General features: G+C 38.0%; 25 protein-coding genes and 1 pseudogene. 12 read left to right on the forward strand and 14 right to left on the reverse strand.

The features are described 5' to 3' along the window. Position 1 precedes the first annotated feature (1 nt). Positions 2 to 679: an ATPase domain-containing protein gene (locus QZZ23_RS09410; RefSeq protein WP_292469307.1), complete on the reverse strand. Its 678-nt coding sequence runs from the start codon at positions 677 to 679 to the stop codon at positions 2 to 4. Positions 680 to 888: 209 nt separating this feature from the next. On the opposite strand from QZZ23_RS09410, the gene QZZ23_RS09415 reads away from it, so the two are divergent. Both QZZ23_RS09415 and QZZ23_RS09420 read left to right on the forward strand, forming a co-directional pair. Next, positions 889 to 1,257, forward strand: a complete 369-nt coding sequence (locus tag QZZ23_RS09415) for a helix-turn-helix domain-containing protein (RefSeq protein ID WP_292469309.1) — start codon at positions 889 to 891, stop codon at positions 1,255 to 1,257. Positions 1,258 to 1,262: 5 nt separating this feature from the next. Next, complete coding sequence (locus QZZ23_RS09420) at positions 1,263 to 1,988, forward strand: MinD/ParA family protein (protein ID WP_292469311.1); 726 nt, start codon at positions 1,263 to 1,265, stop codon at positions 1,986 to 1,988. 10 nt (positions 1,989 to 1,998) lie between these two features. On the opposite strand, the gene QZZ23_RS09425 is transcribed toward QZZ23_RS09420, so the two are convergent. Together QZZ23_RS09425 and QZZ23_RS09430 are read right to left on the reverse strand one after the other, a co-directional pair. Continuing rightward, positions 1,999 to 2,670 carry a hypothetical protein gene (locus QZZ23_RS09425; RefSeq protein ID WP_292469313.1) on the reverse strand — a complete coding sequence of 224 codons (672 nt, stop codon included), beginning with the start codon at positions 2,668 to 2,670 and terminating at the stop codon, positions 1,999 to 2,001. A 280-nt stretch (positions 2,671 to 2,950) separates the two neighbouring features. Then, positions 2,951 to 3,895, reverse strand: a pseudogene (locus QZZ23_RS09430) (IS5 family transposase). A gap of 136 nt (positions 3,896 to 4,031) precedes the next feature. On the opposite strand from QZZ23_RS09430, the gene QZZ23_RS09435 reads away from it, so the two are divergent. Further along, positions 4,032 to 4,157: a hypothetical protein gene (locus tag QZZ23_RS09435; RefSeq protein ID WP_292469315.1), complete on the forward strand. Its 126-nt coding sequence runs from the start codon at positions 4,032 to 4,034 to the stop codon at positions 4,155 to 4,157. Further along, the gene (locus QZZ23_RS09440; RefSeq protein WP_292469316.1) at positions 4,154 to 4,363 is read left to right on the forward strand and encodes a hypothetical protein; all 210 of its coding nucleotides are present in this window, start codon (positions 4,154 to 4,156) and stop codon (positions 4,361 to 4,363) included. Before QZZ23_RS09435 ends, QZZ23_RS09440 begins: the two co-directional genes overlap by 4 nt. Before the next feature lie 25 nt (positions 4,364 to 4,388). Here QZZ23_RS09440 and QZZ23_RS09445 read toward each other — a convergent pair whose 3' ends face one another. Both QZZ23_RS09445 and QZZ23_RS09450 read right to left on the reverse strand, forming a co-directional pair. Next, positions 4,389 to 4,769: a transcriptional regulator protein gene (locus QZZ23_RS09445; RefSeq protein ID WP_292469318.1), complete on the reverse strand. Its 381-nt coding sequence runs from the start codon at positions 4,767 to 4,769 to the stop codon at positions 4,389 to 4,391. Positions 4,770 to 4,874: 105 nt separating this feature from the next. Beyond that, positions 4,875 to 6,029, reverse strand: a complete 1,155-nt coding sequence (locus tag QZZ23_RS09450) for a DUF2117 domain-containing protein (protein WP_292469320.1) — start codon at positions 6,027 to 6,029, stop codon at positions 4,875 to 4,877. A 51-nt stretch (positions 6,030 to 6,080) separates the two neighbouring features. Here QZZ23_RS09450 and QZZ23_RS09455 point away from each other — a divergent pair, with 51 nt between their 5' ends. From QZZ23_RS09455 to QZZ23_RS09465, 3 genes are all read left to right on the forward strand, one after another. After that, a complete protein-coding gene (locus QZZ23_RS09455; protein WP_292469322.1) occupies positions 6,081 to 6,797 on the forward strand; it encodes a metal-dependent hydrolase in 717 nt (238 codons plus the stop codon). A 407-nt stretch (positions 6,798 to 7,204) separates the two neighbouring features. Next, a complete protein-coding gene (locus QZZ23_RS09460; protein ID WP_292469324.1) occupies positions 7,205 to 7,558 on the forward strand; it encodes a PocR ligand-binding domain-containing protein in 354 nt (117 codons plus the stop codon). 423 nt (positions 7,559 to 7,981) lie between these two features. Further along, entirely contained in the window at positions 7,982 to 8,425 is a 444-nt protein-coding gene (locus QZZ23_RS09465) for an ATP-binding protein (protein ID WP_292469326.1), read from the forward strand. Between the two features lie 77 nt (positions 8,426 to 8,502). On the opposite strand, the gene QZZ23_RS09470 is transcribed toward QZZ23_RS09465, so the two are convergent. From QZZ23_RS09470 to QZZ23_RS09495, 7 genes are all read right to left on the reverse strand, one after another. Then, positions 8,503 to 10,089 carry a sodium:solute symporter gene (locus QZZ23_RS09470; RefSeq protein WP_292469327.1) on the reverse strand — a complete coding sequence of 529 codons (1,587 nt, stop codon included), beginning with the start codon at positions 10,087 to 10,089 and terminating at the stop codon, positions 8,503 to 8,505. Continuing rightward, positions 10,086 to 10,214 (reverse strand): symporter small accessory protein, encoded by a 129-nt coding sequence (locus tag QZZ23_RS09475; protein ID WP_292469329.1) that lies wholly within the window; start codon positions 10,212 to 10,214, stop codon positions 10,086 to 10,088. The genes QZZ23_RS09470 and QZZ23_RS09475 overlap by 4 nt, the downstream gene beginning before the upstream one ends. A gap of 375 nt (positions 10,215 to 10,589) precedes the next feature. Continuing rightward, positions 10,590 to 10,892: a GyrI-like domain-containing protein gene (locus QZZ23_RS09480; RefSeq protein WP_292469331.1), complete on the reverse strand. Its 303-nt coding sequence runs from the start codon at positions 10,890 to 10,892 to the stop codon at positions 10,590 to 10,592. Positions 10,893 to 11,320: 428 nt separating this feature from the next. Continuing rightward, on the reverse strand, positions 11,321 to 11,770 hold the full coding sequence (locus tag QZZ23_RS09485) for a YkgJ family cysteine cluster protein (protein WP_366931339.1): 450 nt from the start codon (positions 11,768 to 11,770) through the stop codon (positions 11,321 to 11,323). A 288-nt stretch (positions 11,771 to 12,058) separates the two neighbouring features. Then, positions 12,059 to 13,648, reverse strand: a complete 1,590-nt coding sequence (locus tag QZZ23_RS09490; protein WP_292469333.1) for a sodium:solute symporter — start codon at positions 13,646 to 13,648, stop codon at positions 12,059 to 12,061. Then, a complete protein-coding gene (locus QZZ23_RS14695) occupies positions 13,648 to 13,767 on the reverse strand; it encodes a symporter small accessory protein (protein ID WP_366931335.1) in 120 nt (39 codons plus the stop codon). Before QZZ23_RS14695 ends, QZZ23_RS09490 begins: the two co-directional genes overlap by 1 nt. 273 nt (positions 13,768 to 14,040) lie before the next feature. After that, positions 14,041 to 14,853 carry a class I SAM-dependent methyltransferase gene (locus QZZ23_RS09495; RefSeq protein WP_292469334.1) on the reverse strand — a complete coding sequence of 271 codons (813 nt, stop codon included), beginning with the start codon at positions 14,851 to 14,853 and terminating at the stop codon, positions 14,041 to 14,043. A gap of 180 nt (positions 14,854 to 15,033) precedes the next feature. On the opposite strand from QZZ23_RS09495, the gene QZZ23_RS09500 reads away from it, so the two are divergent. Genes QZZ23_RS09500 through QZZ23_RS09515 form a run of 5 tightly spaced genes read left to right on the forward strand, consistent with a single transcriptional unit; the run spans position 15,034 to position 17,640 of the window. Next, positions 15,034 to 16,071 (forward strand): permease, encoded by a 1,038-nt coding sequence (locus QZZ23_RS09500; protein WP_292469336.1) that lies wholly within the window; start codon positions 15,034 to 15,036, stop codon positions 16,069 to 16,071. Between the two features lie 25 nt (positions 16,072 to 16,096). Further along, on the forward strand, positions 16,097 to 16,786 hold the full coding sequence (locus tag QZZ23_RS09505; protein ID WP_292469339.1) for a metallophosphoesterase family protein: 690 nt from the start codon (positions 16,097 to 16,099) through the stop codon (positions 16,784 to 16,786). 34 nt (positions 16,787 to 16,820) lie between these two features. Next, positions 16,821 to 17,003: a 4Fe-4S binding protein gene (locus QZZ23_RS14700; protein ID WP_366931336.1), complete on the forward strand. Its 183-nt coding sequence runs from the start codon at positions 16,821 to 16,823 to the stop codon at positions 17,001 to 17,003. Between the two features lie 23 nt (positions 17,004 to 17,026). Next, the gene (locus QZZ23_RS09510) at positions 17,027 to 17,260 is read left to right on the forward strand and encodes a thioredoxin family protein (RefSeq protein ID WP_292469343.1); all 234 of its coding nucleotides are present in this window, start codon (positions 17,027 to 17,029) and stop codon (positions 17,258 to 17,260) included. After that, positions 17,245 to 17,640 (forward strand): putative zinc-binding protein, encoded by a 396-nt coding sequence (locus QZZ23_RS09515; RefSeq protein WP_292469346.1) that lies wholly within the window; start codon positions 17,245 to 17,247, stop codon positions 17,638 to 17,640. Before QZZ23_RS09510 ends, QZZ23_RS09515 begins: the two co-directional genes overlap by 16 nt. Positions 17,641 to 17,659: 19 nt before the next feature. On the opposite strand, the gene QZZ23_RS09520 is transcribed toward QZZ23_RS09515, so the two are convergent. Then, a complete protein-coding gene (locus tag QZZ23_RS09520) occupies positions 17,660 to 18,148 on the reverse strand; it encodes a metallophosphoesterase (RefSeq protein ID WP_292469349.1) in 489 nt (162 codons plus the stop codon). A 257-nt stretch (positions 18,149 to 18,405) separates the two neighbouring features. Next, positions 18,406 to 19,085, reverse strand: a 680-nt coding sequence (locus QZZ23_RS09525) for a glycoside hydrolase family 16 protein (protein WP_292469352.1), incomplete at its 5' end; no start/stop codon positions are given.

Raw genomic sequence — 19,085 nt, forward strand, 5'->3', positions numbered from 1 at the left:
TTCAGAAAACTATTCCATCATCTGTGATACTGAATTTATGCTTCCCCATGTCAAAGTCGCTTCCTTTTTCCTTTATTATTTCCATGTACCTGTGAGGGGTCTGGCCATCGTTTTCTATGCCAAGCTGAATTACGGTATCGAACATATAAGGCCATAAACTTGAATACATATCAGAAGCATTAGTTTCACAGGTTACCATTAGTAGTATGTTTTGTTCATCAAATTCCTGAAGAAGATTCTGAACAAAAGCCCTCAGTTCACACTTATAGAAAGGTCTTTCATCGAATGTACTTTCAATATCTTCTAATACATTAATAGTGTCTATTACAACTCTGGAAGGTTTATTTTTCAGTATATTTTCATTCAGGTATTCAAAAATTGCAAAGTCTCCTTTTGCCATAACATCTGAACTGATGGAGTAAATACTCAGTTTTTCCATAATGTTTATTTCATCATAGAATGAGAATGAGGACAAAGTCCTGATTATTTTATTCGTTGACTCAGAGAGCATTGAAACATAAGCACATTTTTCTCCCTGCTTTGCGGCATTGAACAAAGACTCCATACATAAATTGGTCTTACCCGTTCCGCATGAACCCGTTACCAGGATTGAAGATGGCTTGATAAAACCTCCATGTAGAAAACTGTCAAATTTAGGAATATGGGATGGGCTTCTCATGTGCTTCTATTATTCTCTATGCATTGATATTTTATAAGTTTGTCGTAAATCTAAAAAGATTAAGACATTAATCTTCATACTACGGCAAATACATTTAAGCAACTTTATATATTATCAGCCCAATTAAATTGCATATTAAATGCAAAACACTTTTCTGTATGTTGATAATCATGTCTGACCTTCATAATAATAATGGAATTTTGGAATATATGCGTGATATAAACGACCGTTTAAAATCACTGGAATTGCGTATGGCTGATCTTGAATCCCGTAATTCATCGCATGTCAATGATAAAATGGCTGCTTTTCTTACAGTTCCAGATTCTATCCGTAAGTCTCTGTTTGCTGTTTCTAAACTTACTTCTTGCACAGCAGATGAGGTAAGTGAAATAACAGGAAGGCACCGTTCCATTGAAAATAAATATCTTAATGAGCTCTACAGGGCCGGATGGCTTGAAAGAGAAAGAAGAGGTAAAAAGATCTATTACTCTTTAAGCAAAAAAGCGGACAATAAGGGTAATGAATACTGGTCTGCAGTGGAAGAGGTTGAAAATAAACTTAATCAATTACTTGGGTGAATAAAATGCTTCTAAGTTTCCATTCTTATAAAGGCGGTACCGGGAAAACAACATTTGTTGGAAACCTTGGTGTCATGCTTGCACAACAGGGTAAGAAAGTATGTATTATCGATACTGATGTGAATGGACCAGGTTTGCATTCATTGTTCGATATAAGGTATGGTATGACTTTGATTGATTTTCTACAGGGTCTTTGCAGTGCTGATGATGTTGTTTACAGGTACGATAATAGTGATGTTTACATAGTTCCTTCAAAAGCCTGTGAGGAAGATATATCTGCTATGTTCAGCACGCCGGGTGAAGCAAGAGAAAAAATGCTGACTCTCATTAAGAAAATAGGGAATAAATTAGATATTGATTATTTTCTCTTTGACTGCAGCCCTGGTATTAATAAATCAAGTCTTTTAATTTTAAATATAGTTGATAAGGCAACGATTGTATCGACTATTGATGTTCAGGATATAAGGGGTACCTATGTATTGTCAAGTATGTCTGCCAAACTTGGGACTCATGCTTCTCTCCTGTTCAACAGGATTCCCCTAGATAAAAAAGACGATATCAATGACATAATTATTGATTTCAGTAATAAGCTTGGTACAGAACTTCTGGGACTTGTATCCTATGATGAATCTGTAGCAAAAAACTGGTCGCGTAAAATAGCCATGAAGGATAATCCGGACTGTGGGTATTGTGACCAGCTGAAAAAGATAGCACAAAAATTGATTCGTTAGGACCTTATAGCTATATTGAGGTCCTGTATTCTTCAAGACTTTGGCCGACTATTTTGTCGAGCTCTTCTTTTTCTTCAGGAGTCAGGCTGAAGATCTCTTTTATTTTATTCATGTCGCTTTGAAGGCAAGGTTCCAGATGTAAGACATTTTCTTTCAGTTTATATCTGAGATCAATTATTTCATCACCTATTTTTCTAATCCTTTTTCCATTAAGTATGAATTTGTTGTTGAAAAAAGGAATAAGATCATTTTTAACCTTATTTTCAATTTTGTCTTCGTTTACAATAGTCAGCATAGTACTATCATATTCTCCGCACTTGCGGAGCAGGACTGAAAGAAAATGTATATATGGTTTATTGTTTTTTTCTTGTTTAAGGGTGCTCAGGTCTGTAACAAGTATCAGGTGTTTTTTTGTGGAAAGCAATTTTTCTATTTTGATCATACTACTGGTGAAATTTTTAAATAAGTGAAATGAAGCAGTATTTTCTGCATCTTCATCGGATATTAGATTATTTTCATTCCAGCATATTTTGATCAAAGGCAAATTATCTTTAATTATAAGTTCTTGTGCAAATAGGTATACAAGTTTTTCTGCTTCGGCGTTTTCACTATAGCAAAAAAGTGAACTTTTATCGCGAATTACATCACAAAAATCTATAATTGTTCTAGTCTGATTATTCATAGCTATTTATCTTGCCATTGGGATTTTTTTAATTGGATATGCATTATCATTATAAAAGGTAGGATTTATATTTTTCTAAATTATCGGTTACACATTATACATTTATCTGTATTTTTTACATATAGTCTCAGGTTCGTGTAATGTAATACACGTTTGAGGATTTCGATATTCCCTCATTTTTGATCATTTAATTATTCAAACTTAATTATATCCTCTCTTTTTTTATCATTTTGTGTATTTCTCTTCATTTATCCTGATTTTAAGGATAGCTCCCGCTATCCTAAATTGTTTTTTTCTTTTTTAGCGTCCTCAGTTGATCCAGATTAAAAGAAAAGGCTGTCATCAGCATCTTCACATTCACTCTTTCTACAGTTGTAACAAGAACCTTTCTGGTTTTGAATACTTCTTTTGTCACTGCATACACTCTTTCACAAGGAACTCTTTGCACACTTATGTTTTCATTTCTGGGGGTATCCATTATTCCTAAAGGGTGCCCTCTTACAGCTCGTTGCATTGTTGCTGCAAAACCTTTTGCTATTGCTCCAAAATATCCTTTATCTCTATACACCACTTCACCTTTTTCAGACAGATCAACCTGTGAATCGTGACGTGATGCAATTGTTGTCTCAAATCGTCTGATTAGTTCATAATCTTTATCAATAAGAATATGAAGTTTGTATCTAAAGCGAGATTTTCCATTTTTCTTAGTCTAGGTTCCATCTTTGCTTCTTCTTGTTTTCGCATTTTTTCCTCTGGGTACATCTGCTTTGGCATGTCCTGAATCTGAGTGAATAAAAGTTGCATCCTGAATCATTTCTTTTTTAATCTTCAAACCAAGAGCATCAAGCTGATTCTGCATTTCCCCCCATATCGCTTTTTCTTTACCGTTGTCAATAATTCTCTTTCTGAATGACCAGACAGTTGTACTGTCTGGTACATATTCAGGAAATCCCAAGAATTTCCAAAAGGATATCCTGTCAATGCACTGCTTTTTAAGTTCAGCATCAGAAAGACTATGCCATGGTTGCAGGACAAGCATCTTGAACATTACAATAACATCAGCTTCAGGCCGTCCGCATGAAGCTGTTCTGTTTATGTACATTAATTCCAGAATAGGGCTAAAAGGCATCCAATCTACTAAATATTCAATTTCAGCAAGCTTATCCCCGACAGATTGGAGACGCTTATATTCTTCATTTAAGGCAAAGTCAGTAAAAGAGTTCATGATACTAAACTTACTTTGCTAATATTTAATTTTTATTTAATAGTATAAGGTATCGATGGCAGTTTATCGAAATCCTCGTTTGTTTTTCCGAAAAGGTTAATACCTATTGCAGCAGACTTTATCCGAGGTGTTTTGTATGTCAAATTTTCACAAAAGAGATTATGAACGTAAAGGTGATAAGAAACACGAAGAACTCGATGCAAAACTATTGCAGGAAAACCTCGATGACCTCAGGTCCACGGATGGTGAGATCGCAGATTGACTATAATCAATATTGAAATCATTAATTCGGATATCTCTAATAAACAATTAGATGTTCCGGATGAAACAACTTATGAAAAAGTTCTGGACATTCTTGGTATAAACCAGGAAACTGTCCTAATTTTTAAAAAAAAACAGGTTGTCCCTATTGATGGAATTGCGGTGCCCGGCAATTTGACTATCATGTGCATTGCTTCACAGGGATAATACTGACCGGACACACTCAAAAACGTTACATCTTTTTTGTAATATCTTTAAGCTTAGTGATGGCATCCATCGTAGTCTTAGTGTCTTCTATGATCTTCTGTTCATAGTGTTTGATGATATCTTCAACAGGTGCAGAAAGCTTGTATATCTTTGTAGGTCTGCCCTTTCCGATTGCTTTTTTGTTGTGGATATCAATCCAGCTTCTTTCACGCATGTGCCTCATGGCAACACTAACTTCTGGCTGTCTCAGACCTGTGCTCATTTCGATCTCCTGGGAGGATGCTTCATTCACGTTTGAAAGGTATGTAAGCGTGGTTGCAACATTCCTTGACATTCCCAGGCTTTTCAACGCCTCAATGAACTTGTAGTCTGTATCGTCAAGTATCTTTACTTCAAAGTCTTTCATAATTAAATAACCCCTTGTTTAATAGGTGCTCTAATGAGCTACAGTACTTACTATGTTATTATTATATTTAAAGTTATATATGCGCAAATTTAAAGCGCACAATAATTAATAATCTGTGCTGAATACGAAATATTCTTTCGACATCATGCATATATTATTCCTGAGGATTTTAATAGAATCAAAATAAGCATAATTGTTTTCCTTGAACAGTGTCTTTCGTATATGTTTTCCAACGATGTCATCACTATTTGGCTGCAATCTGATTACCGTCGATCCTGTGCATATGTGTTTCAGATGTGAAAGTCCATCAATATCTCCATCTGTAATACCAATGATGGGTATTCTCAATCTGAATAGTATGTCTCCTGCAATATCAGTGGTATCATCCCCGATCGTTACAGCAACATTTGCATCTCTTATCAGTTCAAATGTCTTTTCAGCTTCATGGTCAATTAAAACGGCTTTAATTCTTTCATCAGGCTCATGATTCTTTTTTTCTTCACGAACTATATATTTGAACACATTATCTTTTTTGCGAACAGAAAATTTATTTCCTCTCAAAGGTCCACTTTTTACCCAGCAGCTACGAAGATCAACCGGTGTCCTCTTATTATATCCATGTAATTTTTCCAAACCGTGTTCTTTTATTCTGGCTCCTTTTATTTCTGTGATGAATCCGTCTTCACTTATTATCTGTATATCTTCAGATTGTGCAAATCCTACAATAATCCCATTGATCATTATTTTTTCTCCAGGGTGCACACCGTATACTTTTCTAATGATGCGTTGTCCGTGATCATCGACACTTATGGGGGTCACCATTTCCGGAATAGCTGTCATTTCAAGTTGGAGGATATTGCTAAGTTTCCGGGCAAATTCCAGGGAATCTAAATTCCATGGCACAATTTTTCCATCGGGCATGCCCGGTCTTTCAATATGTATAAGAGGTCTCACTGTGCGACTTTCAAGCCTGGAGATTACGATATTAGAAAAAAAAAGGCCATTTTCGACTGTTTTTCCATGATTCAGCAAAACAACAATATCTTTTGTTCTGAATAATTCTTCGATACAACGACTTGGTTTCAGACTCTTTCTTATATCAATGACGTCTTCAAGATTGGCATCAAGAACTGCTGTTTTACCAATTGTTCCTGCCATTATGGCAGAGCTATGTCCAAATTCTTTCAGTATTTTAAGGACTTCTTTTGCCATACCGGAATCAACAACATCAGGTCCGTGGATCACTATACCAATTTCCATAAATAATTCTTTAGGGTCTTTTACAATTATACTTGCCGATAGACTATTATTTTGACAGATGTATTTGGCTATATGGGCAATACTCGATTGACATGGCTGGGACATTCGTGCTTTCAGATAGATGCTGGGGGAACGACTATACTTATTGATCCCTTTATTTCAGAAAATCCGAAGGCTTCGGTCCGGCTTGAAGAGCTGGAACCTGACATTATTGCAGTTACTCATGGTCATAGTGATCATTTTGGTGATACGGTCAGTATAGCACAGAAAACGGGTTGTACGGTTGTCTGCATCCATGAAATATCCCAGTACCTGAAATCAAAAAGGATAAAGACTTCAGGAATGAATATTGGTGGGAAAATTGAACTTGCTGGTATTCATTTCATAATGACCGATGCAAGACATTCTTCTTCGATCGATGAATCTGGCTGGGGATTTGACGGTGGAAGGGCAGCAGGTTTTGTTATAAAGTTCGACGATGTTTCAATTTATCATGCAGGTGATACAGCCGTTTTTGGAGATATGGATCTTATATCAAAGCTTTATCATCCTGATGTTGCTATTCTTCCTATTGGGGGACGCTATACTATGGATGCAAAAGATGCTGCATTTGCAGTTGAGATGTTGCGCCCTAAGATTGCCATTCCCATGCATTACAATACGTACGATGTTATCTCACAAGACCCAAACATTTTTGCTCAAAATGTAAAATCGTTATCTACTGCAGATGTCATTATTATGGAAATCGGCAGCTACATAATTTTATAAGGTAGTATGTATAAATGATTGTATTTTAATATATATACTACAGATAGGTTTATATTTCATTATGTCAAAACTACCATAGGCAAAAGTCGAGTTACATTTATAATATAACTTATCCCCTCATTTCTCGTCATACGGCTTTTGCCTGATTTTATATTATTATTACTATTATTTTTCATGATATTGATTAGAAATATTTTGTCTATTATGCAGGTGGAAAAATTAATATATATCGTTTGATCGAATTTGACAGATGATCTATTTTTTAAAAATCATTCGTTTTATTATAATTATATATATGTATGTTTATTTATTATAAATATATATTAAAAAGTTATGCACCAAGCAAAATAATTTGGCTTGATCTTATTACTTTGTATTTGAAGCCTGCGTTTCCAAATAGGTTACATATGGAGTACAAATTCACCGATTTAGTAAATATTGATAAATTTCAGGAATTGATGGTCAGTTTTGATATTATTCCTGATATCTCCTTTTCTATTGTTGATTCAGATGTCTCTATTCTTGCCTCTTCCGGTCAGACTGTGATATGTTCCGGATTTCATGGTGTAAAACCAGTTAAAGGTAATAAATGTCCCAAAAGTAATGGGAGTATCGTCCATTTCGGGGAAACAAAAAGGGATTGTTATGAGTATAAATGCGATGGTGGGCTTGCAAGCATTGAACTTCCTATTTTTGTTGAAGATAATTACCTTGCAACAGCAATATTTGGCCAATTATTTTTCAAGAAACCTTATATATAATTTTTCTGTAGACAGGTTGAATGCTCATGTTCTAATGTAGAATTAAAATTTGTACATTTGGAATAATTATCTATATTATGTAAAGTATGGAGCCAAGTTCAATATTCAGGAAAAGGAACTTGCTGCCAACAAAGAAGAATTAAAATCCCTTGATAATATGAATAAAGAGTTCGTATCGATATTCAGCCATGAACTTAAAACTCCTTTGTCGATAGTCAAAGGCTATCATGAGAGCTTCTCTATGATGGCTTTCTGGGCTCGCTTGAGCCACGCCAGCAAAAGGCTCTTGATACCTCCTTTTTTAGTATTAATAAACTTGAGAAGGTCGTTGATTCTCTCTTATATCTTGGAATGGAGCATTCTAATGGCCATATTTATGATTGTTTTCCACTGAATATATTAGATGTTATTGAAGCAGCGGCCATGGATTCTAAAAGGGCTCTTACTGCCAAGGGCTTGAGCTTGAATATAAATATGCCTGAAAAGGTTTTGATGATCCATGGTGACCGTAAAAAACTGTTCCAGGCACTAAGCTATTTACTTGACAATTCCATAAAATTCTCCCCATCGGGCAGTACTATCATCTTATCTGTAACTGAGACCGATGATCGCCTTTATGTAAGTATAGAGGACAAAGGGGTTGGTATTATTGAGGAGCACTTATCTCGTATCTTTGAGAGTTTTAATCAGGGGGATTGTTCTATTACAAGGAAATATCCTGGCGTTGGTCTTGGACTCAATATCTGTCGGCGCATAATACAACATCATGAAGGAGATATTCGTGTTGAAAGCAAAGCCAATGAAGGTTCAACATTTCATATTGGGTTGCCTAAAAAGAAATTATTTGCAAATCATATGCCATTTTGAAGTCTTAATAATATAATTAATTTTAAAAAAGTGTTTCCGGACATTTATTGTCCGGAGTAAAATCTATGGTAAATTTACTATTTCTTAAAACAAACTTCCAGATGTTCTTGTGGCGTTGGTTTTGTCATAAGGCTTACGACAATTGCAATAACAATAGCAAGTGGGGTAGCAACGAGTATAGGATCCACAACTGTCCAGGTACCTGTCAGGATCGTGTCAACACCAAATATTGCTTTGCTTATTCCAAGAGGCACAGCTTCTGATTTGTGTACGAATGCAAGCCAGAACAGACTGGAGAATGTTCCTACCAGCAGACTGGCAATTGCACCTTCTTTGGTCATACGTTTCCAGAATAGAGCACCTGCGTACATTGGCAGGAATGCTGCTGCACAAAGTCCAAAGAAGATTGCTGTTGCACGTGCAATTATACTGATTGGAAGTATGTATGCAAGAACAACACTTGCAAGGATGGTTCCTGCAATTGCTATTTTGGTTATGTTGATGGTCTGACCGAGTTCTCCCTTCTTAAGGTACTCACGATAGAAATCGTGCCCGATGGATGTTCCCATTGTGTGGAACTGTGAGCTGAGGGTGGACATGGCTGCTGCGAGCAGGGTCAGCATGAACAGAACTACAAAGGTGTCCGGCATGGCGCTGTTGATGAACTCAGGCATAATAAGGTCGGTATTACCTCCTGCAACTACAACTGATATCTTACCAACTGTGTTATAGAAATATGCGTTTGAGAGCGCGCCGACCGTAAATGCGACACCTGTCATCATGAGGATGAATGGTCCGCCAACAAGTACAGCCCTGTTAAGTGCTTTGTCATTCTTTACGGTCATGAACCTGACTGCAAGCTGTGGCTGTGCTATAACTCCTATTCCTACACCAAGTACAAGTGTTGACACGAGTGTCCACCAGATGGGTGATCCGAATGCCGGCATTGAAGTCCATCCAAGGTGTCCTCCGGCAGCAAGACTTTCAGGCACAAGGTCATTCATGGCTGTAAGTGCAGAATGGGCTGCTGTAACTCCACCCATTTTGGCATAAGTGAATACCAGCAGGAAGACCATTCCGATGAACATGAGTGTGCCCTGCAGGGCATCAGTATACATAACAGCAATAAGTCCGCCTGTGATAACATAAGCGGCAACGATAACAGTGAGAATAAGAACGGCAACATCATAATTTATACTGAGGGTGGATTCAAGGAATCTTGCTCCTCCGATAAGTACGATACCTGCATATAGTGGCATGAATACGCCTATAAGTGCTCCTGAAAATCCCTGGATGAATCTGGACTGGAAGCGTCTTCCAATTAGTTCAGGGAATGTAACTGCATTGAGGTTCACTCCCATACGGCGTGTTTTGGAACCGAATACCACGAATGCTATGAATATTCCTACAAAGATGTTCATAAATGCAAGCCATAACAGTCCCATACCAAGGGCACCGGCAGCTCCACCAAATCCGATTATGGCTGAAGTACTGATAAAAGTCGCACCATAGGACAGTGCAAGAATATAAGGATGAATTTTCCTTCCTGCCACCATATAATCTTCAGTTTCTTTTGTATTCTTATATCCAAGCCATCCAAGGTAAAAGATTACCAGTAGATAGATCAGTATGATTATTCCAAGTACTGGTGTGCTCAATGTCATTTGGCCACCTCTCCTTCACCAGAATCATCGTTCCATTTGAGGGCTCCATAGATTATGCAGCCGATGGCGCTTACAAAACAAAGTATGTAAGCCAGCCATATCTGTGGGTCATCTATTCCAAGCATGTTTTCTCCTTCCTTTTAATGTTTATAAAAAATCATGATAATTATTACTGTGTCAATTGTTAGCATGACACTCTATTTAAAGTTTAGTAAATTAAATTGTATGCCCGTGGCTGATTAAAAAAGTTGTAATGACACAAAACGTGGTGATTTTAGCAGTAATAAAAAAAGTAAGGGTCAATCTAAATTTCCCTTTATTTAACTGGAATGCAAATATCCACAATATGATGATTTTGCGGATGCTCTTCAGGTGAGTTCAGATAGACCTCATAGCTTGCCCTTGACATATCAATTTCAAGCTTGTTCCGCATCAGCCATCAATTATCTTTTCCCATGCATGAGCATATTCTTCTGGTCCTGTCAGTTCTGCACGCATTACTACGTACTTTCCACCGGGAAGTTTTTTTTCTTAATCTCTCCTTCAACCGCAGTGTTGTCATCAATTGTCATGCACACTTCCAGTTTAAGTTCATCTGGTAGAGTAACAGCAGGATCATCATAATAAGCGGACAGTAAAAGAGTATCCTGTCCCATTATTTGTTTTGGACCTGCCCAGTTGAAGAGTTTGCCAAATAATTCTGCAAAGACTTTGGCATTTCCCAGATAGTTCCCGACAAATGAAACGTATGCTACATTTCTTTCTTCTATTTCTGTTACAACTGGTTCGTTTATAATTTCCACACTTGTCACCTGTATTGCGGAGTATAATATTTCATAGTGTGTTAGGTGAAAGTAATAACTATTTCTTACTGGGAAAAAAAGAACAAATCAGGTATCTGTGCATAATGATCTCCAAATCTCCATAATAAAGGAAGTGTGAACGATGGAATACATAAAATTAATTTCAGAGTATACAAAAGACGGAATGAGTCACAAATCTCTTTTTATTTTCTTTTTCCTGATAACGGTGGTAAATGCAAGCACAAAGATACAGACTATGTTCAGGATAAGGTGTTTTGTTGAATTACCGATTCCTATGTTCTTGATATTGAACAATTGAATAATAATTGCCCATTCAAACCCAAGACTCCATAATATATTCACTATTTTGAATCGAGGTATTCACTAAACGTCCTTAAACCATCCAATGTGACTCCGAAAAACTTAATTTATGAGCCTTCTCCCATATCTCTCTTAATGATTTCGGAGGATTCATCTAGGTCGCACATTGCATTTTGGGGAAGAGGTAGATTAAGTATCTCTGTTCTCGGTTCAAAAAAATCATTCAGGATATTTACACCCATTTTACATGGGTTGATCGTGAACATTTCGTTTTCCGAATTGAAATTAAACGGATATATTCTGCAAATGGTTGGTCTGTGCTTATAGGCATTACATTTATCGAACTCTGAAAAAAAAGGGCAAAGGTATTTTAATTTATAAATAGTAACTCCATTGTATAATGTGGAATCAAGACTGTCTGTTATTGTTCTCAATACATTACACAATGCTTTTAAGTCTTTCATATCAATCTCAATTTCTTGTATCTTACAACAATATGCTTGACAATCAGATGGACATTCATAATACGATAAAATATTCTTAAGAATGTCATAAATTAGTGTATCCCGTAATCGAAATTCTTATTTCATAGTATTAGATTTTAGTGTAAATGCTATAAAAATGTTTTCAAATATGTTGGATGAGGCAATTATGCCAAATAAAATAAAATGCTTCCAACACCTTCCCGAAAAACTCCTTTTTGCTTATATACAAAATCTGATTTTCTGATACCCTGCAAAGTCGAAGGAAGAATTTTTCCTACTAGTTTGCATAATGGGGAAAAACAAGAAGCAGGTCGATCAACCAACCTCGTTAATTGACCGCCTCTACAAAAAAGAAAAGTATTATTCTTTCTTAAAGCACAGTTCAATATGTTCTTTTGACGTAGGTTCTGTCATCAGGCTCACTACGATGGCAACAAGTATTGCGAGTGGTGTAGCCACAAGTATCGGATCTACGAGGGTCCATGTACCTGTAAGCAAGGTGACTTTCCCGAACAATGCCTGACATATGCCAAGTGCACTCGCTTCCTTTGCATGGACAAAAGTGAGCCAGAACAGACTGCTGAATGTTCCTACAAGAAGACTTGCAATTGCACCTTCCTTTGTCATGCGTTTCCAGAAGATAGCTCCCGAATACATTGGAAGGAATGCTGCTGCACAGAGTCCAAAAAAGATTGCTGTAGCCCTTGCTATGATTCCAGGTGGAAGGATGTATGCGAGTATTACACTGACAAAGATCGTTATTGCAATACCCACCCTTGTGACATTGATAGTATTTCCTATCTTTCCCTTCATGATACCTTCACGGTAGAAGTCATGGCCGAAGGCTGTACCCATGGCATGGAACTGGGAACTTAAGGTTGACATGGCTGCCGCCAGCAGGGTAAGCAAGAAAAAGATAACAAAATAATCAGGCATTGCACTGTTGATGTATTCAGGCATAATTTTATCAATGTTGCCGCCTGCAACATCAAGTGATATCATTCCTTTTGTGTTTAAGAAGTATACATTTGAAAGAGCACCGACAATATAGGCAACACCTGCCATCATAAAGATGAAAGGACCACCTGAAAGAACTGCCCTTTTCAGTGAACGTGTGTTCCTAACAGTCATGAAACGGACTGCAAGCTGTGGCTGTGCAAGTACTCCGATGCCTACTCCAAGTATTATAGTTGACACAAGTGTCCACCAGGTAGGTGAACCGAATACAGGCATAGTTGTCCATCCGGTGTGACCGGTGGCTGCAAGATTTTCAGGAACCAGATATGCCATATTTGTGAGTGCTTGGTGTGCTTCGGTAATGCCGCCAAGCTTTGAATATGTCAGCACAAGCAGTATGCCCATTCCAATGAACATCAATACTCCCTGCAGTGCGTCTGTATACATGACAGCAATAAGTCCACCTGTAATGACATAGGCTGCAACGATTATGGCAAGTATGAGGATAGCTATGTTGTAATTGACATTAAGGGCAGTTTCCATAAAACGCGCTCCTCCTATCAGGACACTGCCTGCATACAACGGCATGAAAATAGTGATCAACGCTCCTGAGAATCCCTGGATGAATCTTGACTGGAATCTTTTTCCAATCAGTTCAGGGAAAGTAACAGCCTTAAGATTTGCACCCACGCGTCTTGTCCGTGAACCAAATACCACAAAGGCAATAAAAATGCCAACAAAAATATTCATGACAACAAGCCACAATATGCCAAGCCCAAAGGCTCCTGCATACCCTCCGAATCCTATGATTGCTGATGTACTGATAAACGCAGCTCCATAGGAGAACGCAAGTACGAAAGGATTGACCTTCCTTCCGGCCAGCATGTAATCGTCGTTGTCTTTAGTTTGTTTGTATCCGACCCATCCGAGGTAGAAAACTACCATCATATAGGCAAGTACTGCGAGTCCAAGAATTGGTGTACTGACTGCCATCAGTTATCATCCTTTTCATCGTCGTTCCAGTGTATAAGGCCATAGATGACACATCCAATGGCACTTACAAAGCATAATACATAAGCAACCCATATTTGCGGATCATTAATTCCTAACATTTTTTCCTCTCCAGTAAGTAGTAATGCTATCCGTTAACATGGCACGTACTTTAATTTTTCGATATGATGCGGGAATTTGATACCATTTCTTTCTGGCATAAGTTATAAATATGAATGAATCACACTAGAATTAGTGTTAAAAACACTATACGTTTGTAACACTCAGGTGCAATCAAAAAAGATTAATCCAGACAGTTTACCTCTCTTTGGAAGAGGCATTGCACATCTTTTTTTACCGCGGGTGTGGTACACCCGCTCCTCCCTTGTTATTCTCTATTTCAATTTTGCAATGACAAAAACTGCCCTGTTTATCTGCTGTGTCTCAACAGCAAAACCTGCATTCTCAAAATAGTCTACCCAATCCTGTATGCCTCTTTCTGTGCCATGATTGTGGTCCAGTGGCTCAACAGCCAACACCTTTCCGCCATTGGCAACCACTCTTTTTACTTCAGAAAGGGCTTTTGGTATGTCCTCAAGATGGTGAATCATGAAGAAGCAGGTCACTGTTTCAAATGCTCCGTCATCAAACGGAAGTTCGTAAACACTTGCAGCTTTAAACTCTGCATTTTCAATGTCATAAGCAGTAGCATTCAGGTAGCATTGTTTCATTGTATCTTCAAGAAGATCGATACCTGTTACCTTCGATTGCGGATTCATCTTCGCCATCTGAAGCGTTAAGCTGCCTACTCCGCACCCTACATCAAGTATTGTCTTGCCGGTTGCCTGGGGAAGTGCAACTTCCATTGTCTGTTTTTTTAGTATTTCCATTCCGGCAGCAGGGAAGTCAGCTTCGTTATAATCAAATGATGTATAAGGAACTATGCCATAAACTGAAGACATGTTTTCAGCAAAAAGACCTTTGAAGTAGATCTTGTTTTCGTTAACCTTAATAAGTTCAACAACTGAAATACCTGCATGCCCGCAGAATCTTTTATTCCATTCCTCCCTTTTTTCAGGAAATTTCATGTTAAGAGGTTCATGGACAACAATGTAGTGTGAATACTCCTCAAAGATAAGTTCCTCTGAACTTACTTTTTCCAGTTTCACAATACTTACACTCTCTTTCCAGAGTGCAAGGAGCTGCATTGTTTCTCTATCCGCAAAATTTGTCACTTTTCCTAAGGCTTTGAAAGGCATATGTTGAAATTGTACTGTTTAGATATACTTCTAATGGTTTACTGCTGTAATCCTGTTTGTTTCGGAGCAAGTATTTCAAAAGTATTTGAAACCATAATCTATATATAGTGTTTCAACATATTTTGAAATATGGCATCGTCTTTTATTGATCTGGCTTACGTAGGTATTGCATCTATACAGGAGTACCTTGCTTTGCATGTACTTCTGTGTCTGATACCTGCCTTTTTCCTGGCAGGTGCAATAGCATCACTCTTCTCCAAAGAATCCGTTTTGAAATTCTTCGGGGCTGACGCACCAAAATATGTATCCTATACCGTTGCTGCTGCTTCCGGTTGTCTTCTCGCGGTTTGTAGTTGTACCGTACTGCCACTTTTTGCAGGTATCTACAAAAGAGGAGCAGGCATCGGTCCTGCAACAACGTTCCTGTTCTCAGCCCCGGCTATTAATGTCCTGGCTATTGTTTACACCGCAAAGATACTGGGCTATGATCTTGGTGTCGCAAGGGCGGTCATTGCTATTCTCCTCTCAGTGTTCATAGGTATCATGATGGCTTTCATATACGAAAAGGACAATGGTGAAAGAAAGAGCATTAAGACATTTGGAGAAGAAAAGCACGCCCACACAGTATGGCTTTTCCTGTTGCTTCTTGCTATCCTTGTAACACCTGAGATATTTCCAACCTGGAATCCAATGTTGTTCGTAGAAATTCCATTGATACTTATTACAGTATATGTTTCTCTTAAGTGGTTCAGCAAAGAAGAACTTGAAAGCTGGATGAGTGAAACATGGTTTCTCACAAAGCAGATAACACCCCTTCTTCTGATAGGTGTGTTCTTTGCAGGTATCATTGTTGAGCTTCTCCCGGCTGAATATGTTGTAGAATATGTGGGAGGAAGCACTGCAACGTCATACATTATTGCATCTGTGGCAGCAGCCCTCATGTATTTCTCAACATTGACAGAAGTACCTATCATAAGTGCGCTCACACTTCTTGGTATGGGTAAGGGTCCTGCACTCTCCATGCTTCTGGCAGGTCCTGCACTGAGTTTGCCGAATATGATAGTCATAAATCGAATAATGGGTGTAAAGAAAGGTCTTACATATATCTCAATGGTTGTCGTTATTTCAGCAATATCAGGATACATATTCGGAATGTTTCTTATATGAGTAGAACAAAAGTTCCGGTGAAAATATGAACATACTGCTGATATCTGATATTCACGGCAATAAGGAAGCTCTGGATGCAGTGCTTGAAGTCCCGCATGACATGGTCATCTGTCTTGGTGATCTTGCTGATTATGGTCCTTCACCCTCTGAATGCATTAATCTGGTCATGCAGCAGGGAATTGAAACAGTTCTTGGAAACCATGATGCTGCTCTTGGCTCAGGTATTGAATGCGGATGCGGGTACAAGTACAAGCACCTGTCCGAAGCCACAAGAGAATATACGTGGAAAAACACCACTGAGGAACAGATGTCTTTCCTTCGTCAGCTTCCTTTTAGTATCACAAAGAAAATAGACGGTCTGAAACTCTATTTCACCCACGGAAGCCCACGTTCCAATTATGAGTACATAAAACCTGAGACATCGGAGTCAGAACTTGAGGAGATGCTAGCAGGAATCGATGCAGATGTGATATTTATTGGTCATTCACATGTGTCTTTTGTGAGGACGCACAAAAAGATGCTCATCATAAATCCGGGTTCAGCAGGTCAGCCCAGGGATGGGAATCGGCATGCCAGTTGTGCTGTATTTGATACCACAATTCAGGAAACCGAACTCCTACGCCTTGAATACGATATAGGGACCACGTGCAAAAAGATCGAAGAGAACATGCCTAACGCAGATGAACTGACAGCTATATTAAAGAAAGGGTACTGACATTCCCTTTAACAAAAAAGGAAGTGTTCACAAAATGGTGCTTATTACAGTTTCCGATGACAACTGTACCGGTTGTGGTTCATGCGTGGATGCGTGTCAGAATGATGTGCTTGAGCTGAAAAACGGTATATGTTTTCCGGCAAGAATGAGTTTGTGCAAGTACTGCATTGATTGTATAAGATCCTGCGATTTTTATGCTATAAAAGTGATTATTTAGTTTAAACTTAAAGAGATGAAAATATGAAAATAGAAATACTAGGTACTGGTTGCCCTAAATGCAACAAGACAAAGAAGTTCGTTGAAGAGGCAGTTGCACAAGCAGGTGTTGATGCTGAGATAGTAAAAGTAGAGGATATGGACGGTATACTTGCATATGGAGTATTGATAACTCCTGCTGTTGTTGTTGACGGTGAGGTAAAGATCGTTGGCAGAGTGCCAAAGGTAGATGAGGTTATTGAATGGATAACAAAATAATACCTATGTCTGAGAATGCAAAATGTTCATGTGGCGCTTCCATTATAGGAGTCTTCCCATGTGCCGGTGCATCCAATGTAGGTCAGTTAAGCAATGCTATTGCAGTTGAATTGCACAAGCAGGGCATTGGTAATATGATGTGCACTGTAGGTATTGGTGGCAAAATAAATGGTCTTCTTAAGTCTGCAGAAGGCTGCGATTCCATCATTGTCATTGATGGTTGCCCTCTAAAATGTGCTCAAGCAACAATGGAAGAAGCAGGTATTCCAATTGGAAAACACATACTTCTAACTGACATGGACATAAAAAAGAACAAGGATCTTGATATTGACCCTGCACAGGTTAAGGAAGTCCTTTCAAAGGTCACGGAGCTGCTCTAAAGCAGCCGCCAGTTTTTGCTTATATTTCTATTATTTCTACACCAAGTTCTGGATCAAGAAGTGCAACAGTACGTTTGCCCGTGAGCACTCCTGCGGTTTCCCCTGGATTAATCAGCAGTGTCTCATTTATTTTTGTGACACCAGCATGATGTGTATGTCCCCTGACAACTATGTCAAAATCTCCCGATTCTGCCATAGCAATAACCGGCGGCTCATATATTCCATGAATGAGTGCAATTCTTTTTCCATCGATTTCAAGGTCACCAAAGTCACCACAACATACAGCTTCAATCTCCTCGAACTTTTCCTTAAGAAGCAACCTGTCACCATCATTGTTCCCGAAAACAAAATAAAGGTCAGCTTTAAGTTGCTTAAAAGGTACTGCCGTGAAAGGAGAAATTATATCTCCTGCATGAAGGACAGTTTTCACTTTCTTCTTATTAAACAGTTCTACGGCTGCTCTGATAGCATCCATATTATCATGCGAATCACTCATAATTCCTATCATTTTTCCATCTCTCTTCTTTAAAGATAGTTCGGACAGGATTTATTCTTTTTCAGAAGATTGGATTGTTACTAAAATAAAAATTACCATCTGTTTTTGCAGATTTTATATTTTATAAAAAACCCAGATAAGGAAAATAGATTGGTTGATGGCAAGTTATTATCACCATTATCCGCTATATAATATTATTTTTAGGTTTTATAAATTAATGCGGAGTCGTGTTAGATTAAATCCAACACGAAAACCGCTATATTAAAGTTTTAACTCACCTTAATCCAATCAACTAGAAGATACTGATCGGATGCAGTTTTTGTGCCTTGTAACCACTGTGGGAACCAGGTATTTACCATTAAGTACATAGAATTCGTAGTCATCCCATCTGTCCAAGTTTGTAGCAGTTTGTCGTCAACATAGAAGTTTAGAACACCTTGTTCAAATTCAAACTTATAGTCATGGTAACCAGCTGTTGGATCAAATCCCATATTCTTAGTTACTGAATGCTGCATTTTACCATTTGCATATGTTGTGAAGTCTACATTACCAGATTTATCATTGTATACCTCTATATCTACTTCATTGTAAAAGTCAGGACCCAAGTACATAAAAAAACCTGTAATTGATGATGGTGCGTTTGGAAGTTTCATCCTTGCGCTGTATGTACCATACTTGTAAAAATCTACAGATTGAATCTCTCCGCCATTGAGTGTGTTTGCAGGGATTTTAATCCTCATGTTTCCATCTTTTACATCAACATTAGCTGGGTCTAATGTACTACGTTCTAACTTAAATGAAGATTTCATCCAGTAATTTGAATTAAAATTATCAAAATTATCTATAAAACTATATTCTACAGGTGTATCGTCTACAGGTGTATCATCTACAGGTGTATCATCTACAGGTGTATCATCTACAGGTGTATCATCTACAGGTGTATCATCTA

Source organism: Methanolobus sp. (assembly GCF_016278385.1).
GTDB lineage: Archaea > Halobacteriota > Methanosarcinia > Methanosarcinales > Methanosarcinaceae > Methanolobus.

Coding starts and splice junctions, on each gene's coding strand:
- QZZ23_RS09410 (WP_292469307.1), bottom strand. CDS start 679: ATGAGAAGCCCATCCCATATTCCTAAATTTGACAGTTTTCTACATGGA.
- QZZ23_RS09415 (WP_292469309.1), top strand. CDS start 889: ATGCGTGATATAAACGACCGTTTAAAATCACTGGAATTGCGTATGGCT.
- QZZ23_RS09420 (WP_292469311.1), top strand. CDS start 1,263: ATGCTTCTAAGTTTCCATTCTTATAAAGGCGGTACCGGGAAAACAACA.
- QZZ23_RS09425 (WP_292469313.1), bottom strand. CDS start 2,670: ATGAATAATCAGACTAGAACAATTATAGATTTTTGTGATGTAATTCGC.
- QZZ23_RS09435 (WP_292469315.1), top strand. CDS start 4,032: ATGTCAAATTTTCACAAAAGAGATTATGAACGTAAAGGTGATAAGAAA.
- QZZ23_RS09445 (WP_292469318.1), bottom strand. CDS start 4,769: ATGAAAGACTTTGAAGTAAAGATACTTGACGATACAGACTACAAGTTC.
- QZZ23_RS09450 (WP_292469320.1), bottom strand. CDS start 6,029: ATGGAAATTGGTATAGTGATCCACGGACCTGATGTTGTTGATTCCGGT.
- QZZ23_RS09460 (WP_292469324.1), top strand. CDS start 7,205: ATGGAGTACAAATTCACCGATTTAGTAAATATTGATAAATTTCAGGAA.
- QZZ23_RS09465 (WP_292469326.1), top strand. CDS start 7,982: ATGGATTCTAAAAGGGCTCTTACTGCCAAGGGCTTGAGCTTGAATATA.
- QZZ23_RS09470 (WP_292469327.1), bottom strand. CDS start 10,089: ATGACATTGAGCACACCAGTACTTGGAATAATCATACTGATCTATCTA.
- QZZ23_RS09475 (WP_292469329.1), bottom strand. CDS start 10,214: ATGCTTGGAATAGATGACCCACAGATATGGCTGGCTTACATACTTTGT.
- QZZ23_RS09490 (WP_292469333.1), bottom strand. CDS start 13,648: ATGGCAGTCAGTACACCAATTCTTGGACTCGCAGTACTTGCCTATATG.
- QZZ23_RS14695 (WP_366931335.1), bottom strand. CDS start 13,767: ATGTTAGGAATTAATGATCCGCAAATATGGGTTGCTTATGTATTATGC.
- QZZ23_RS09495 (WP_292469334.1), bottom strand. CDS start 14,853: ATGCAGCTCCTTGCACTCTGGAAAGAGAGTGTAAGTATTGTGAAACTG.
- QZZ23_RS09500 (WP_292469336.1), top strand. CDS start 15,034: ATGGCATCGTCTTTTATTGATCTGGCTTACGTAGGTATTGCATCTATA.
- QZZ23_RS09505 (WP_292469339.1), top strand. CDS start 16,097: ATGAACATACTGCTGATATCTGATATTCACGGCAATAAGGAAGCTCTG.
- QZZ23_RS14700 (WP_366931336.1), top strand. CDS start 16,821: ATGGTGCTTATTACAGTTTCCGATGACAACTGTACCGGTTGTGGTTCA.
- QZZ23_RS09510 (WP_292469343.1), top strand. CDS start 17,027: ATGAAAATAGAAATACTAGGTACTGGTTGCCCTAAATGCAACAAGACA.
- QZZ23_RS09515 (WP_292469346.1), top strand. CDS start 17,245: ATGGATAACAAAATAATACCTATGTCTGAGAATGCAAAATGTTCATGT.
- QZZ23_RS09520 (WP_292469349.1), bottom strand. CDS start 18,148: ATGATAGGAATTATGAGTGATTCGCATGATAATATGGATGCTATCAGA.